Origin of the sequence: Pseudomonas sp. UV AK001 (assembly GCF_046097675.1) — a bacterium.
GTDB classification, from domain to species: Bacteria; Pseudomonadota; Gammaproteobacteria; order Pseudomonadales; family Pseudomonadaceae; genus Aquipseudomonas; species Aquipseudomonas kribbensis.
The window spans coordinates 579,988-595,676 of sequence record NZ_JBJUVZ010000001.1 but is presented as its reverse complement, the minus strand read 5'-3'; the positions used below and the strand labels follow the sequence as shown (position 1 = coordinate 595,676).

Here is a 15,689-nt window from a genome sequence, read left to right as displayed (position 1 = left end):
TGACTGACAACAAAAACAATAAGCGAGGTCAGGGAATGCAGACTTCCCTCGATGAATTCGACTACATCGTGGTCGGCGCCGGGCCGGCCGGGTGTTTGCTGGCCAATCGGCTGTCGGCGGATCCGCAGCGGCGTGTGCTGTTGCTGGAGGCCGGCGGGCGCGACAACTATCCGTGGATTCACATCCCTGTGGGTTACCTGTTCTGCATCGGCAACCCGCGCACCGACTGGTGCTTCAAGACCGAAGAACAAGCGGGCCTTAACGGCCGCGCGCTGAGTTATCCGCGCGGCAAGGTGCTGGGCGGCTGTTCGTCGATCAACGGCATGATCTACATGCGCGGCCAGGCCAACGACTACGACCGCTGGGCCGCCGAGGGCAACCCGGGCTGGGCCTGGAACGACGTGCTGCCGCTGTTCAAACAGAGCGAAAACCACTTCGCCGGCGCGGCGGACTTTCATGGCGACAAGGGTGAATGGCGGGTCGAACGCCAGCGCCTGTCGTGGCCGATTCTCGACGCCTTCCGCAGCGCTGCCGAGCAAAGCGGCATCGCCAGCATCGCTGACTTCAACCAGGGCGATAACGAAGGTTGCGGTTACTTTCAGGTGAACCAGAAGGCCGGGGTGCGCTGGAATGCGGCGAAGGCGTTTCTGAAGCCGATTCGCGATCGGGCCAATCTCACGGTGCTGACTGAAGTTGAGGTGGACCGCGTGTTGTTCGAGGACGGTCGCGCCTCGAAGGTCAGCGCTCGTTGGCAGGGTCAACAAAAGAACTTCAAGGCGCGCAAGGAGATCGTGTTGTGCGCCGGCTCCGTGGGCTCGCCGAGCATTCTGCAGCGCTCCGGAATCGGGCCGCGTCCGCTGCTGGAAAAGCTCGGAATCGGCGTCGTGCATGAACTGCCTGGCGTCGGCGGCAACCTGCAGGATCACCTGCAACTGCGGCTGATCTACAAACTGGAAAACGCCCGCACCCTCAACCAGATCGCCGGCAGCGTGTGGGGCAAGATGGGCATGGGCCTGCGCTATCTGTATGACCGCAGCGGGCCGTTGTCGATGGCGCCGAGTCAGTTGGGCGCGTTTGCCCGCTCGGGGCCGGAGCAGACTTCGGCCAATCTCGAATACCACGTGCAGCCGCTGTCGCTGGAGCGTTTTGGCGAGCCGTTGCACAGCTTCCCCGCGTTCACCGCGTCGGTGTGTGATTTGCGCCCACAGAGCCGTGGCCGCATCGAGATCCGTTCCGCCGATCCGCAAGCAGCGCCGCTGATTCAACCCAATTACCTGAGCCATCCCGAAGACTTGCGTGTGGCCGCCGACGCGATCCGCCTGACCCGCCGCATCGTCAGCGCCCCGGCCCTGCAAGCCTTCAACCCGGTGGAGTACCTGCCCGGCGCCAGCCTGCAAACCGAAGAACAATTGCACGAAGCGGCGGCGAAGATCGGCACGACGATTTTCCACCCGGTCGGCACTTGCCGCATGGGCAATGACGCGGACGCCGTGGTCGATGCGCAGTTGCGGGTGCATGGCGTGCCCGGTCTGCGGATTGCCGATGCGTCGATCATGCCGCGCATTACCTCCGGCAATACCTGTTCGCCTACGCTGATGATTGCCGAGAAAGCGGCACAGCTGATGCTCAACCCCGAGACCAGGAACATCACACCGAAAACAGAAATGGCCCACACCCTGTAGACATCGCGCATCACCCGGACACGCAACACCAGTGGAAACAACAAAAACAATCACTGTGAGGGATACCGATATGTCAGAACACGCTCAGCCGCTGGATGCCGTGCGCAGCACGGACGCCAGCCCCGATACCCGAAAGGTCATCTTCGCCTCGTCCCTGGGGACGGTGTTCGAGTGGTATGACTTCTTTCTCTACGGCGCCCTGGCGGCGGTGATCAGCAAGCAGTTCTTCGCCGGGGTCAACGACACCACGGCGTTCATCTTCGCGCTGATGGCGTTTGCCGCAGGCTTCATCGTGCGGCCGTTCGGGGCGCTGGTGTTCGGTCGGTTGGGGGACATGATCGGGCGCAAATACACCTTTCTCGCGACCATCATCCTGATGGGCGTGGCGACCTTCGCCGTGGGTCTGCTGCCGACCTACGCCAGCATCGGCATTGCTGCGCCGATCATTCTGGTGGTGCTGCGCATGCTTCAGGGCCTGGCCCTCGGCGGCGAGTACGGTGGCGCCGCGACATACGTGGCGGAGCACGCGCCGATCGGCAAACGGGGTTTCCATACGAGCTGGATTCAATCCACCGCAACCCTCGGCCTGCTGCTGTCGCTGCTGGTGGTGCTCGGTTGCCGTTACTTCACCGGTGATCAGTTCGAAGTCTGGGGCTGGCGCATTCCGTTCCTGCTGTCGATCGTGCTGCTGGGCATTTCCACCTGGATTCGCCTGAGCCTGCACGAGTCTCCGGCCTATCTGAAGATGAAAGAGGAAGGCAAGGCCAGCAAGGCGCCGATCCGCGAATCCTTCGGCAAATGGGAAAACCTCAAAGTCGTGCTGATCGCCCTGTTCAGCATCAACGCCGGGCAAGCAGTGACCTTCTACGCTGCGCAGTTCTACGTGCTGTTCTTCCTCACCCAGTTTCTGAAAATGGACCCGGCGGTGGCCAACAGTCTGCTGATCATCAGCGTGGTGATCGGCGCACCGTTCTTCATCATTTTCGGCTGGCTGTCGGACAAGGTCGGGCGCAAACCGGTGTTGATGCTCGGCCTGCTGCTGGCCACCGCGCTGTACTTCCCGATCTTCAAATCCCTGGCCCACTACGCCAACCCGGCCATCGACCACGCCAGCCAACAGGCGCCGATCACCGTGGTGGCCGACCCGGCCACCTGCACCTTCCAGTTCGACCCGGTGGGCAAGGCCAAATTCGACAGCCCGTGCGACAAGGTCAAGACTTTCCTGGTCAAGCAGGGTCTGCCCTACTCCAGCGTCGCAGCGCCTGCCGGCAGCGCGGTGCAGGTGAGCGTCGGCGATGTGAAGCTCGACGGCTTCGACGAAGCTGCCCTGCGCGGCGCAATCACCCTCGCCGGCTACCCGCAACAGGCCGATATGCAGCAGATCAACAAGCCGATGATCGTGGCCCTGATCGTCGCGCTGATCATCATCTCCGCCATGTGCTACGGCCCGCTCGCGGCGCTGATGGTCGAACTGTTCCCGACCCGCATCCGCTACACCTCGATGTCCCTGCCGTACCACATCGGCAACGGCTGGTTCGGCGGTTTCCTGCCGACCGTGTCGTTTGCGCTGGTGGTGTACACCGGGGATATTTTCTACGGGCTGTGGTACCCGGTGCTGATTACCGGGGTGAGCCTGGTGGTGGGGATGATTTGTCTGCGGGAGACGAAGAATATCGATCTGGACAAGAACTGATTACGCCAACAAGTCCGCTTCAGGTTCGCCCTGAAGCGGCTTTTTTGCCTGATGTTTGTCACTGATAAAGCAATGGCGTATCAATATCAGCCCTGACTACATTCATCCTAAGGAACAGGATATGGCTGATGAGCCGATGCCCTCTGATGCGACTTCCAGCAACTATGCCCAAGGCAACAGAACTCAAAACCAGGATTCGCGCTGGAACAAAATACTCGTCTGGTTCAGCCAGTTGGTTGTCCCGTTACTGCTGGGATCATTCCTCTTCAGCGGTATCCTTGAAGGCTACAAAAGCTCACTCGGCGACAAAAAGGACATCATCGACAGCTACTACCGGCCTACAAGGGCACTGCATGCCTCTTGCTCGACAAAAAACCTGGAGCTGGCAGATCAGTACGGAAAATTGGCCGGCTCGTATCAGTTGCTTTTTAATGAATTTAAGCACGCCGTGACTCATCCCGAACTGGCAGCAAAGCCAGGCTATGAAGTCATTCTCAAAACGCTGGCAAAAAACACTGAAGAGCTGGCCAATGCAACGAAAGAACGGGCAAACACTGTTCACCAATGCCGGATAGACCTGTACATCAAATATGAAGAACTGGCACTGGTGACAGGCACCTACAAACAATTCAAAAGATTTGCCAGTGTGCGGGACAAGTCGCTCGAAAAAACCGAGAAACAAATGAAGCTCAAAATGGAGCCTTACATGGCGACGATCAACAGTGAGGACATGATGGAACTCCTGCGAAAAATCGTCCCTGTTGAATCTGACATCCCCCAGAGCCCACAGAAGTATCTCGACGAAATCGCCGTTTATGCCAATCCGATTGTCACGCTCCATCAGCTATTCCAGACCACAGAACTGGAAAAGTTCAACACGGAACAAGCCTTCTTCAAATCGGCCAGCAATCTTTTCGCGCGTGAGATCAGCGCTCGACAATCCAAAGGTTTTTTCAGCTACCTCTTCTAACCAACGTTGTCAAATGACAAGGATCATCGTCTCGATGAACGATCAATATTTACACATTGCTTGCCCGACCTTACAGCCACTCGCCCCCGTGCTGAACAGTTGGATCACTTGCACCGAGCGCTACATCGATGTGTGGGACGGCGATGATCTCCCCTACTGGTACAACGAACAGGCCAATGTAAGCATCCTCGCCGGTGCAGCCTGGAAAGCCGACTGGACTGCCATCGAGGAATATCAGATCAGCAAGATCGCCACGGAGGCGAACGAAAAGACCTCATCGATCGGCCGTAACGACCTATACATTGCCGACGACAGCAATGGTTTTTGCATTGAGGCCAAAGTCGCTTACGTGCCGATCGATAATCTGGCGTACGCCCGCGACTGGATCTTGAGTAAATGCAAATTGGCGACTGTCGATGCCGCCAGGCTCGACTACCACGAGCCTAAATTGGGCGCCGTATTTATTGCACCCTATTCGCTAGGCCGTCTGGCTAGTGCTGATCAGATTGAAGCCTTCCAGACAATGCTTCGGGCACTGACAAGTGATGCGCTCGCCTGGGTCTGTCCTGCCAAAGCTCAAAAAACCCCGAGTCACGACAACAAGCGCTACCCGATGGTCGCGCTGCTGTTTTTGAATGCCGAAGCGGGTAAGCAATCCTGACTGAATGCTGATGGCGACTGCCAACACAACTGACTGCCGGCCAAGTGCATGAAGTCGGCAGTCTCAAACCTCCGCCCCCAGCAATTCAAACTTCACCTGATCGGGATAGAACGCAACGTAATCCTTGATCTGGCTGACCGAAATCTTCGGATGTTCGTACGTCCACACCGCGTTCGCCCCCTCGTGCCCGGGCACTTGCAGACTGAAATAATTGGCGTCGCCCTTGTACGGGCAATAACTCGTGTGGTCGGTGCGGGCGAAGTATTTTTCGTCGATGTCTTCGCGGGGGATGTAGTAGACCGGTGGGTAATTGGCTTCGAGCAGTACCAGTGCGCGGGCCGAGGCGGCGACCTGGATGCCATGGAACTTCACCAACACACAACCTGGCTGCTCGGCGATGGTGATGACGGGGCTGGGACCGGAGGTTTTCATCGGTTTCTCCTGACTGCGGCGAAGAGAGCTTCAGGTATAACCCATGCGGCCGGATCACGTCGGATTCGCAGCCGAACGGTTTTTCCCGCTCATTAAAAAACCGCAGCCGGCGAAGGCTGCGGTTTTCCGTTATCAGATCACGCGACGATATCGGTCGCCACGGCCTGTCCCACCACGCCCACGGCGAAATCAACAGCACCCTGACCGGTCAGGTCGATCATCAGGCTGGTCTGGTTGGTCTCTGCGAAGTAAGTGAGGATCGCGTCGCCCGCGTGGCCGGTGAAGCCGCTGACGAAGTTCAACGTCGCCGCGCCGGTGGCAAACCCGGCGATGCCCGACAGGTCGATCTTGTCCAGGCCGCTGGTGAAATCCATGATCCAGTCCGGCGCGGTCATGGTCGAGTCGCTGGCTGCGCCGAACACGAAGGTGTCCGCGCCTTCACCGCCCCACAGCGTGTCACCGCCGCCACCGCCGTAGATGATGTCGTTGCCGGCACCGCCGATCAGTTCGTTGGCCGCACTGTTGCCGATCAACAGATCATTACCCGAACCGCCGATGGCGTTTTCCACGGTCACGCCATAAGCGATGGACACGTTGCCCACCAGACCGCCGACGTCGGAGAACGAACCTTCGTTGAGGTTGATCTTCTGGTTCTGGCTGAAGCCGGAGAAGTCCAGGGTGTCGTTGCCGCCACCGTCCCACACCGAGAACACCACTTTGGAGGTGTTCGAAGTAGCGCTGTAGTAGTCGCGGTCGGCGTTGGAGTTGAAGCCGTACACGGTGTCATCGGCGCGGGTTTCGAGGTTGGCCCCGTAGAGTTTCTGCACCGCGACGATATCGTCCAGCAATGGAGCCGACGCGTAGGCGCCGCTGCCGTCCTTGCTGAAGTTCTGGTCGGTGTTGGCTTCGCTCCAGTAGCTCATCAGGCTGTAGCCACGGGTGTCTTCGGCGTATTTGGCGTCGTTGTAGGTCGGGTTGCCGTTGCCGGCGTTGTAGGCACCCGGGTGCGACAGGCCGAGGGTGTGGCCGATTTCGTGGGTCAGGGTCTGACGCCCGTAGTTATTGGTGTCGGGGGTCTTGTTGACCTGGTATTGGTCGTTGATCAGGTACCACGACTGGCCGTCATAGCTGCTGCCCTGTGGCAGGTAGGCAAACGCCGCGCCGCCGGTGCTGACGTCGTAGTTGCCGAAGGTCATGTGACCGTCGCCGCCCTTGCCTTCGGTGAAGGTGACTTTGGCCACGTCCGACCACGATTGCATCGACAGCACAGCCTGGGCTTTCTGCTGGGCGCTGAACTCGCTGAAGTTGCCGAGTTTCGGGTTGTAGTTCGACGGTTTGTCGGTCAGGAAGGTGTAAGTCAGATCAATCTTGCCGTCGGCATTCTTGTCCTGCCACGACATGCCCTTGCGCAGGATCTCGTCAGCGGCCTGGTCGGCGGTGAACGACGGTTTGCCGTTGACGGTCCCGGTGCCACGGTCATACAGGTGGCTGAAGGTGTCGACCGCGGTGAAGGCGCTGCTGGCCTGGGAGGAAGGTTGAGACATGGTGTACGTCCTTGTTGCTGAAGAGTCAGTGTCAGACAGTAAAACGGCGATCTTCTGGCGAGATCGTCCTGTCACTCGCCCTGTTGAGGCGACTCGAACCTGACACAGTGCCGGTCGTGAGCGCCATTCAATTTCTCGATAACGTCCCCGATTGCCCCGACGCGGGCTGTCATGACCGGCAATCCTTTTATCTGTATATCCATACAGATAAAAGTTGCCCCGACGCCCGACTCAGGCCATTCTGTGCGCCTCTTCGGGCAATGATCGACGACGGTGGTTATGCGGCTGTACCTCTGTGAAAAACCTTCCCAGGCCAAGGATATTGCGGCCGTGCTGGGCGCCAGGCGCCGAGGCGACGGCTGCTGGCTGGGAACGGACGTCACGGTGACCTGGTGCATCGGCCACCTGCTGGAAACCGCTCCGCCGGACGCCTACGACGCCCGTTACAAACGCTGGGTGCTGGCGGATCTGCCGATCATCCCGGACAAATGGAAAATGACCGTCAAGCCGCGTACCGCCAGCCAGTACAAAGCGGTCAAGCGCCTGCTCGGCGAGGCCAGCGAACTGATCATCGCCACCGACGCCGACCGTGAAGGCGAGATGATCGCCCGGGAACTGGTGGAACATTGCCGCTATCGCGGGCCGATCCGCCGCTTGTGGCTGTCGGCGCTGGACGAGGCGTCGATTCGCAAGGCGTTGGCAGCGCTCAAACCGGGCGCCGAAACCTTCAGCCTGTATCACTCGGCATTGGGGCGTTCCCGGGCGGACTGGCTGATCGGGATGAACATGAGTCGCCTGTTCACCCTGCTCGGCCGGCAATCGGGTTATCAAGGCGTGCTGCCGGTGGGCCGGGTGCAGACGCCGACCCTGCGGCTGGTGGTGGATCGCGACCGCAGCATTGCCGATTTCATACCCGTCGCGTACTGGGCCATCGATGTGCAACTGCTGCATGACGGCACGGCGTTTACGGCGCAATGGCGTGCGCCGAGCGATGCCTGTGACGATCAGGATCGCTGCCTCAATCAGGCGCTCGCCCAGCAAGCGGCCGCCGCAATCAGCAGCGCTGCCAGCGCCCAGGTGGTCAAGCTGCGCACCGAGCGCATACGCGAAGTAGCGCCCCTGCCCTTCGATCTCGGCACCTTGCAGGAAGTCTGTTCGAAGAAGCTCGGCCTCGGCGCCCAGGAAACCCTCGACATCGCCCAGGCCCTCTACGAAACCTACAAAGTCATCACCTACCCGCGCAGCGATTGCGGCTACCTGCCCTTGAGCCAGCACAACGAGGCGCCGGGGATTCTCGCGGCGCTGCGTCAGGCCGACCCGGGCCTCGAAGCGTTGCGCGATCATCTGGAGCCGCAGCGCCGCTCCCGCGCCTGGAACGACGCCAAGGTCAGCGCCCACCACGGCATCATCCCCACCGCTGCCGCCAAGAATCTCGAACGCCTGACCGGCAAGCACCGCGCGGTCTACACGCTGATTCGCGCGCGGTATCTGGCGCAATTCCTGCCCAATCATGAATACGACCGCACCCAGGCCGATTTCGATTGCGCCGGTGAAGCCCTGCGCGCCGTCGGCAAGCAGATCATCGAATCGGGCTGGAAACGTGCGCTGCCGGAAGCACTGGCCCCGGCCAAGGGCCGCGAAGCTCCTGCTCCACAAACCCTGCCGACGCTGACCCAGGGTGCCGAGTGCGCTATCGCTGATGTAAAGCTCAAGGACCTGTGGACGCAGCCGCCCAAGCCCTACACCGAGGGCGATCTGATCAAGGCGATGAAGAACGTCGCCAGACTGGTGGAAGACCCGCTGCTCAAACAGAAGCTCAAGGACACCACCGGGATCGGCACCGAAGCCACCCGCGCCTCGATCATCCAGGGCCTGCTGGATCGTGGTTATCTGGTGAAGAACGGCAAGGCATTGTCCGCCACACCCGCCGCGTTCAGCCTGATCGATGCGGTGCCTCGGGCGATTGCCGACCCGGGTACAACGGCAATCTGGGAACAGGCGCTGGACATGGTGCAGAGCGGAGAAATGAGTCTGGAAGAGTTCGTCACCAAGCAGGCCGCGTGGATGAGCAAGCAAGTGACCCGTTGTGCCGGCCTGAGCCTGGCCATCAGCGGCCCGCCGCCTGCCGGCAAAGCTGCAGCGCCGTGGAAGAACAAGCGCAAGACCACCCGGCGCAAAACTGCCGGAACCAGCAAACGCGTGGCGAAACCGGCTGCCAAATAACCCGCTGCGGGCTACTGTTTCTGCAGTGATTTTCAGGAGGCAGTGGCATGTCTGTCATCGAACTGCGCGTCGCCCGGCGCGACGAACTGGACACCATCGAAAACCTGATGCAGTTCTATACCTACGACTTCAGCGAATGGCTGCCGCTGAAGCTGGGCGGGCATGGTTTCTTCCCGATCCAGTTGAAGGACGATTACTGGCGCCAACCGGCAACCCGGCCGTTCCTGATCCACGTCGACGGCGAGCTGGCGGGGTTCGTGACCGTGGATGACCACCTCCTCATCGAAGGCGCCGACTACAACATCGGCTATTTCTTTGTCAGCCGACGCTGGCGTGGCCAAGGCGTCGCGCAGTTTGTCGCCTCTGCCCTCTTGAGCCACTTGCCCGGTCAATGGCAGATTTTCCATGTCGACGCCAACCTGCCTGCACAGCGGTTCTGGGCCAGGGTCATCCCTGAGGTGAGCGGCGGCGACTTCACTCGCCAGCAGAAGACCGTGGACGGTTACCCCTGCACCTTCTACTGCCTGCGCAGCCCTTCTCACGCTGCCTAACGGCCCTTTTCTCATTCCAGAATGACTTTGTCCGACAATATGTAGTGAGCAAAAATAATCACTACAAAACCGTTGACGGCGTCGTTTGGCTTTTGCATGATGCAGACGTCTCCCCGATCGGGAGCACTGGCAACACGCTTGAGCAAGCTCGTCTGACCGCCGAGCTGTTTTTTCCGGATACACGCTGCCCACAAGGCAGATTGAAGAAGCTGACCTGGCCTGAACGTCCAGTACAAGGACGAGAAGCGCTGGCGAAAATTCTCAAGACGCTTGTGGTCGACCCTGAAAACGTCGTCAAGGAGCCTCCCGGTTTTCGCTGCTTCTCCTCGTTGTGACGCTATTGCGTAGCAGTTATTCAACACGACTACATGCAACAGACGCATGACCCCGTACTTCACACGGGCGACCGCTGACGTCCTGGTTTCGGTGCCAGGGATCAACTAACCGATGGGCTACCTGTATTAGCGAATCAACTTTGAAAGATCACCAGACTGGTCAAGGGGCAATATCATGAATCTGAACAATCAACCTACTATCGAAGAACTGGCTCGTATGTTCGCTGCGCAAAAAGACAGCCACGACAGCCATATTCTGTGGATCAGCAAGTCGGGTCAGGTCCATATCGACTGCCTGTCGCCCCATGCTGGTGAAGAAGAGTTCGACCGGAACAACCAGAACCTGCTGGCCCGCCTGAAGATGTACCGCCGCGGCCACGGCTATGTCGGCAAGAAAGCCGCAGCCGACAAGGACTTCATCGGTAATGTTCTGCAAACGCTGAAACAGGCGTGGGACTCGATGCAGAACAAGAACGAAGTCCGGGTGATTGATCGGTTCTGCTAAGTTGAATCTTCAATAAACAAAAGGGCCTGCTTCCGATAAGGAGCAGGCCCTTTTTTATTGATAACAAACAGTGCTCATGAACGGCTTTCCAACACCATCTCCATGAACGCCACCGCCGCCGCACTGTGATAATTGTTCTTGCGCCGCAACAACGCTGCCCCTCGCTGTGGCGCCTCACTCTCCACGCGTAACCGGCGCAACGCCCGATCCTCGGTGGCGATCGCTTCCGGCAACATCGTCGCTAACGGCGCATGCCGGATCACTTCGAGCAAGGTACTCACCGAATTCACCTCGATCTGCACCTTGGGCGTGATGCCGTGTTGGCGAAAGTACTCATCGACGGACACCCGGGTGATGTAACCCGGCGCCAACAGTGCGAAATCAAGTTGCGCGATGTCATTGGGGCTCAGAACCAATGAGCTGTCATACAACGGATGCTCCCGCCCGACCATCACCCCCAGCGTCTCGACAAACGCCGGAATGCATTCAATGTCCGGATTGCGCACCGGGGTGAAGGCAATCGCGATATCCAGCGAGTCATCCGCCAGCCCGGCCTCGATGTCATCCATCGACAACTCGAAAATCTCCAGGTGAATCCCCGGATACCGCGCCACGAAGTCACGCACCAACGGCCCCACCAGATACGCCATGAATGTCGGTGTCATGGCCAGCCGCAGCGAGCCTCGGGACAGATCCTTCACGTCATGCAGCGCGCGCTTGCCCGCCTCCAGTTCCACCAACACCCGCCGCGCGCATTCGATGTAAGCCTGCCCGGCATCAGTGGGTTTGACCGAACGCGAAGTGCGATCGAACAGATCCACACCGAGGCTCTCCTCCAGTTGGCGGATCTGTTGCGACAGGGTCGGCTGCGACACGTGCAGCGCCTCGGCCGCCCGGGTGAAACCACCGTGATCGGCCACGGCCAGCAGGTATCGCAAATGTCGCAGCAGCATGGGGCTCTCCATCTATAGGCAGTGCTTATGCTTTGCATTGTATATCGGTCTTGGACGCTATGGATCAATCGGCAGAAGATGAATCCCACACAGCAAGCCAACCCCGAAAGGAGAAGCACCATGCAATCCCAAGCCTACAACGACAGCCGCATCGCCCTGACCACCCGCGCCCTGGATGCCAAGGCACAGAAAAACCTGTCGTGGCAGGATCTGGCCGACGGCACCGGCCTGAGCCTGGCCTACGTCACCGCCGCCCTCCTCGGCCAGCACCCGCTGCCAAAAGCCGCCGCCGAAGTGGTCGGCGACAAGCTTGAGCTGAGCACCGAAGACGTCGCCGCCCTGCAAATCATCCCGCTGCGCGGCAGCCTCGACGGTGTGCCGACCGACCCGACCATCTACCGCTTCCACGAGATGATCCAGATCTACGGCACCACCCTGAAGGCGCTGGTCCACGAGCAGTTCGGCGACGGCATCATCAGCGCGATCAACTTCAAGCTCGACATCAAGAAAGTCGAAGACCCTGAAGGCGGTTCCCGCGCCGTGGTCACCCTCGACGGCAAGTTCCTCCCGCTGCGTCCGTTCTGATCCCTCCGGGCCCGCACCCCGCGTGCGGGCCCGCCCAAACCTGAATTGCCAAGTCGTCACCACATTCGTCTGGAGGCTGCCCCATGCAAAAAATTCTGTTGTCTCTGGCCCTGCTCGCCGGCCTCGCCGCCCAGGCCCAGGCTGATGAAGAGGCCGTCGCCTATCGCTACGGCATGCAACTGGACATCGCGCAAGTCGTGAGCTTCACCCCGGTGGCCGACATCTGCGGCGTAGTGCCGGTCGAGATGACCTACCTCGACAGTCACGGCGCAAAACACATTCTTCAATACAGCGAATTCGGTACTGGCTGTTCGAACTGAGAGGACAACACCATGAAAAACCTGATCGAAGGCTTCCTGAAGTTCCAGAGCGAAGCGTTTCCGCAACGCACCGAGCTGTTCAAATACCTCGCCACGACCCAAACCCCGGGCACCTTGTTCATCACCTGCTCCGACAGCCGTGTAGTGCCCGAGCTGCTGACCCAACAGGAACCCGGCGAACTGTTCGTGATCCGCAACGCCGGCAATATCGTGCCGTCCTACAGCCCGCACCCGGGCGGGGTTTCGGCGACGGTGGAATACGCGGTGGCCGTGCTCGGCGTGACCGACATCGTGATCTGCGGCCACTCCGATTGCGGCGCCATGACCGCCATCGCCCAGTGCAAATGCATGGATCACCTGCCCGCCGTCAGCGGCTGGCTGCAACATGCCGAGTCGGCGAAAGTGGTCAACGAATCACGGCCACACGCCAATGACGCCGCCAAGCTCAGCTCGATGGTGCGCGAGAACGTGATCGCCCAGCTGGCGAACATTCAGACTCATCCGAGCGTGCGTCTGGCCCAGGAAAAAGGCCTGCTGAACCTGCACGGCTGGGTCTACGACATCGAGACCGGCTCCATCGATGCCCTCACCGCCGACCGTCGCACCTTCGTCTCGCTGGCCGAGCAACCGTCGACCTGCGCAGTGCATGGCCAAACGGTCAATGCCGCCTGAACCGAGCGCCCCGCACCAGCCGGGGCGTTTGCTTTGTATCAGCGTGTAGCCAGCGCCCTGCCAGACACAGTTCCATGCACCCGCGCCGGGAGGCGGACACATCCCCGATACAGCTGACGCTTTGAATAAGCCCGAACGCTGCATCCCTCCTCCCGACACAAGGAACACCCGATGAACAAATTGTTTGCAGGTTTGGCCCTCGCCGCCGCCATGGCCGGCGCCACTTCGGCGATGGCTGCCGAGAAACCCACCGTGGTGCTGGTGCACGGTGCCTTCGCCGATTCCAGCAGCTGGAACGGTGTGGTGAAGATTCTGGAAAAGGACGGTTATCCGGTAATCGCCGCCGCCAACCCGCTGCGTACGCTCAAGGGTGATGCGCAATCGGTCGCCGACGTTCTGGCCGGGATCAAGTCGCCGGTGGTGCTGGTCGGCCATTCCTATGGCGGGCCGGTGATCAGCGAAGCCGCGTACGGCAACGCCAACGTCAAGGCACTGGTGTATGTGGCGGCGCTTGCGCCCGAAGCGGGTGAAACCGTGGCCGGGCTGGCCGGCAAATTCCCCGGCAGCACCCTCGGCCCGACCCTCGCGCCGCCCGTTTCCCTGAAGGACGGCGGCAAGGATCTGTATATCCAGCAGGACAAGTTTCACGACCAGTTCGCCGCCGATGTACCGAACGCGGATGCGAAACTGATGGCCGCCACACAGCGCCCGGTTACCGAAGCCGCTCTGAACGAGGCCGCCAGCGAGCCGGCGTGGAAATCGATTCCGTCGTGGTTCGTGTACGGCGACAAGGACAAGAACATCCCGCCGCAAGCCATGGCGTTCATGGCCGAACGGGCGCACGCCAAAAAGACCGTGGTGGTCAAGGGCGCGTCCCATGTGGTGATGGTGTCGAATCCGAAAGCCGTGGCCAGCCTGATCGAATCCGCCGCCAGCGCCAAGTGATACAAAAACGCCGCGCCTGTCATTGCGACAGGCGCGGCGTTCTGGTTTTAGCGTTTTACGCCCAGATCGATTTGCGTCATGCGGCTGCGCACAGTGAAGACACCGTCCCCCGAAAGAATCGCGCTGCGGGCGAACAGGCGACCGCTCTCCCAGTTCGAAAGCCCCAGCTCCGGCTTGTTCAGCGCGTACTGGCCATCGACCCAACGGGTAATGCCGTTGCCCACAAACGGCGCGTTGACCGCGCTGTAGAAACGCTCCTGAACGGCAGCGTCTTCGCTGATCAGCGACACGGTGAACTGCGGACTGTAGCGGTTGAACAACGCAATGGCCTGATCCAGATCGTCGACGATCATCAGGCTGGTTTCCGGGGTTTCTTCCCATTCCCACTCGCGGCCCAGTTGCGCCTCCGGAAGCGGCTCGGCCAGGGCTTCGGTCTGATAACCCTCGGCGCGATAGACCTCGACCGTCGCGTTCTGCCAGTCGCCCGGCAGGTAGCTTTCGCTGCCTTCAACGATGTGCAATTTGCAGCCCTGACCGCGCGCGGTGCCGGCCTGCTGCAAGGCATCGAGGAACAACGGCACCAGTTCGGCGGCACGGTCGCGCTGGATCAGGCAGACGTTGAGGGTGTTGCAGACCTTGCGATCCAGCGAATTACGCACCACGGCGGAGAAGCGTTTGGCGTCGGCATCACGGTCGGCGATCAACCACGCGCCACCGGTGCCGTGCAGGCTGACGGCGGTGCCGGCCTGCTGGGCGATGCTGCCCAACTGGCTGACTGCACGGCCCGAACCACGGGCCACCGCCAGCGACAGACGCCGGTCGGCGAACATCGCCCAACCGGCCGCGTGGTTGACGCTCTCCACCAGCGACACCGCACCCGCCGGCAGGCCGGCATCGGCCAGTGCCGGGTTCAGGGCGTGGGTGACGATGGCCTGCGCGGTGCCCAATGCATCGCTGCCTATGCGCAGCACGGCGGTGTTGCCGGTGCGCAGTACGCCAGCGGCGTCGGCGAAGACGTTCGGCCGGCCTTCGAACACGAATGCGACGATGCCCAGCGGCGACACCACCTGCTCGACCTTCCAGCCGTCGTGCTCGACGCTGCTGATGACTTTGCCGCGAGTGGCCGGCGCATCACGCCAGGCGCGCAGGCCGGCGATCATGTCGCGGCGCATGCGCTCGTCAGCGAGCAACCGGGTGGTGGACCGACCGCGTGCCTTGGCCCGTTCGATGTCGGCGAGGTTGGCGGTTTCGATCAGTGCCCAGGCGTCCGGGTTTTCCAGGCGTTGAGCGAACAGATCGAAGAAGCGGCTGATCGCTTCATCCGACACCGCGGACAACGCGGTAAACGCCGACGCTGCACGTTCGATCGCCACCGAAGCGGCCTGCTGATCCACCACCGGAATCAGCAACAGCTCACCGCTCACCTGCTCCACCAACAGGTGGTCGCCGGGTCGGAAACGCTCGGCCAGTTCGGGGCTGACCACGGTGACGCGGTTACCGGCGAAAGGGATGGGCGTGCCAGCGACGAGACGTTCGAGCGCGAGAGACATGGAGCGGAATCACCATATTGAGGGCGGCCGGAAAATGTATAGCTTGCCCACCCTCAAAGCAACACAGG

16 protein-coding genes are annotated in these 15,689 nt (G+C 60.7%); 11 read left to right on the top strand and 5 right to left on the bottom strand.

The window, feature by feature from the left end; genetic code table 11:
- Window positions 1-35: 35 nt before the first annotated feature.
- The 4 genes from ACKLNA_RS02810 (at window position 36) to ACKLNA_RS02795 (ending at window position 5,006) form a co-directional block, all read left to right on the top strand.
- Window positions 36-1,682, top strand: coding sequence for a GMC family oxidoreductase (locus tag ACKLNA_RS02810; RefSeq protein ID WP_408984785.1), 1,647 nt, complete (start codon window positions 36-38; stop codon window positions 1,680-1,682).
- A gap of 70 nt (window positions 1,683-1,752) precedes the next feature.
- Window positions 1,753-3,375, top strand: a complete 1,623-nt coding sequence (locus ACKLNA_RS02805) for an MFS transporter (protein WP_114883765.1) — start codon at window positions 1,753-1,755, stop codon at window positions 3,373-3,375.
- A 121-nt stretch (window positions 3,376-3,496) separates the two neighbouring features.
- Window positions 3,497-4,345, top strand: coding sequence for a hypothetical protein (locus tag ACKLNA_RS02800; RefSeq protein ID WP_408984784.1), 849 nt, complete (start codon window positions 3,497-3,499; stop codon window positions 4,343-4,345).
- 34 nt (window positions 4,346-4,379) lie between these two features.
- Complete coding sequence (locus ACKLNA_RS02795) at window positions 4,380-5,006, top strand: hypothetical protein (RefSeq protein ID WP_408984783.1); 627 nt, start codon at window positions 4,380-4,382, stop codon at window positions 5,004-5,006.
- A gap of 63 nt (window positions 5,007-5,069) precedes the next feature.
- On the opposite strand, the gene ACKLNA_RS02790 is transcribed toward ACKLNA_RS02795, so the two are convergent.
- Both ACKLNA_RS02790 and ACKLNA_RS02785 read right to left on the bottom strand, forming a co-directional pair.
- The gene (locus ACKLNA_RS02790; protein ID WP_408984782.1) at window positions 5,070-5,438 is read right to left on the bottom strand and encodes a DUF427 domain-containing protein; all 369 of its coding nucleotides are present in this window, start codon (window positions 5,436-5,438) and stop codon (window positions 5,070-5,072) included.
- 137 nt (window positions 5,439-5,575) lie between these two features.
- The gene (locus tag ACKLNA_RS02785) at window positions 5,576-6,982 is read right to left on the bottom strand and encodes a serralysin family metalloprotease (RefSeq protein WP_408984781.1); all 1,407 of its coding nucleotides are present in this window, start codon (window positions 6,980-6,982) and stop codon (window positions 5,576-5,578) included.
- 279 nt (window positions 6,983-7,261) lie between these two features.
- Here ACKLNA_RS02785 and ACKLNA_RS02780 point away from each other — a divergent pair, with 279 nt between their 5' ends.
- Both ACKLNA_RS02780 and ACKLNA_RS02775 read left to right on the top strand, forming a co-directional pair.
- Entirely contained in the window at window positions 7,262-9,205 is a 1,944-nt protein-coding gene (locus ACKLNA_RS02780) for a DNA topoisomerase III (protein WP_408984780.1), read from the top strand.
- A 47-nt stretch (window positions 9,206-9,252) separates the two neighbouring features.
- Window positions 9,253-9,756 carry a GNAT family N-acetyltransferase gene (locus ACKLNA_RS02775; protein WP_114883773.1) on the top strand — a complete coding sequence of 168 codons (504 nt, stop codon included), beginning with the start codon at window positions 9,253-9,255 and terminating at the stop codon, window positions 9,754-9,756.
- An 11-nt stretch (window positions 9,757-9,767) separates the two neighbouring features.
- Here the strand turns inward: ACKLNA_RS02775 and ACKLNA_RS02770 are convergent, their stop codons facing one another.
- Window positions 9,768-10,139, bottom strand: a complete 372-nt coding sequence (locus ACKLNA_RS02770; protein ID WP_085654241.1) for a hypothetical protein — start codon at window positions 10,137-10,139, stop codon at window positions 9,768-9,770.
- A 127-nt stretch (window positions 10,140-10,266) separates the two neighbouring features.
- Here ACKLNA_RS02770 and ACKLNA_RS02765 point away from each other — a divergent pair, with 127 nt between their 5' ends.
- A complete protein-coding gene (locus ACKLNA_RS02765; RefSeq protein ID WP_047293552.1) occupies window positions 10,267-10,596 on the top strand; it encodes a hypothetical protein in 330 nt (109 codons plus the stop codon).
- Window positions 10,597-10,670: 74 nt separating this feature from the next.
- On the opposite strand, the gene cynR is transcribed toward ACKLNA_RS02765, so the two are convergent.
- Window positions 10,671-11,549, bottom strand: a complete 879-nt coding sequence (gene cynR, locus ACKLNA_RS02760; RefSeq protein WP_408984779.1) for a transcriptional regulator CynR — start codon at window positions 11,547-11,549, stop codon at window positions 10,671-10,673.
- A 120-nt stretch (window positions 11,550-11,669) separates the two neighbouring features.
- Here cynR and cynS point away from each other — a divergent pair, with 120 nt between their 5' ends.
- The 4 genes from cynS (at window position 11,670) to ACKLNA_RS02740 (ending at window position 14,071) form a co-directional block, all read left to right on the top strand.
- A complete protein-coding gene (gene cynS, locus ACKLNA_RS02755; RefSeq protein ID WP_248740851.1) occupies window positions 11,670-12,134 on the top strand; it encodes a cyanase in 465 nt (154 codons plus the stop codon).
- An 83-nt stretch (window positions 12,135-12,217) separates the two neighbouring features.
- The gene (locus ACKLNA_RS02750; RefSeq protein ID WP_408984778.1) at window positions 12,218-12,454 is read left to right on the top strand and encodes a DUF2790 domain-containing protein; all 237 of its coding nucleotides are present in this window, start codon (window positions 12,218-12,220) and stop codon (window positions 12,452-12,454) included.
- A 12-nt stretch (window positions 12,455-12,466) separates the two neighbouring features.
- Window positions 12,467-13,126, top strand: coding sequence for a carbonic anhydrase (locus tag ACKLNA_RS02745; RefSeq protein WP_119427328.1), 660 nt, complete (start codon window positions 12,467-12,469; stop codon window positions 13,124-13,126).
- A gap of 171 nt (window positions 13,127-13,297) precedes the next feature.
- The gene (locus tag ACKLNA_RS02740) at window positions 13,298-14,071 is read left to right on the top strand and encodes an alpha/beta fold hydrolase (protein ID WP_408984777.1); all 774 of its coding nucleotides are present in this window, start codon (window positions 13,298-13,300) and stop codon (window positions 14,069-14,071) included.
- Between the two features lie 47 nt (window positions 14,072-14,118).
- Here ACKLNA_RS02740 and ACKLNA_RS02735 read toward each other — a convergent pair whose 3' ends face one another.
- On the bottom strand, window positions 14,119-15,621 hold the full coding sequence (locus tag ACKLNA_RS02735) for an aldehyde dehydrogenase family protein (protein WP_408984776.1): 1,503 nt from the start codon (window positions 15,619-15,621) through the stop codon (window positions 14,119-14,121).
- Window positions 15,622-15,689: the final 68 nt, after the last annotated feature.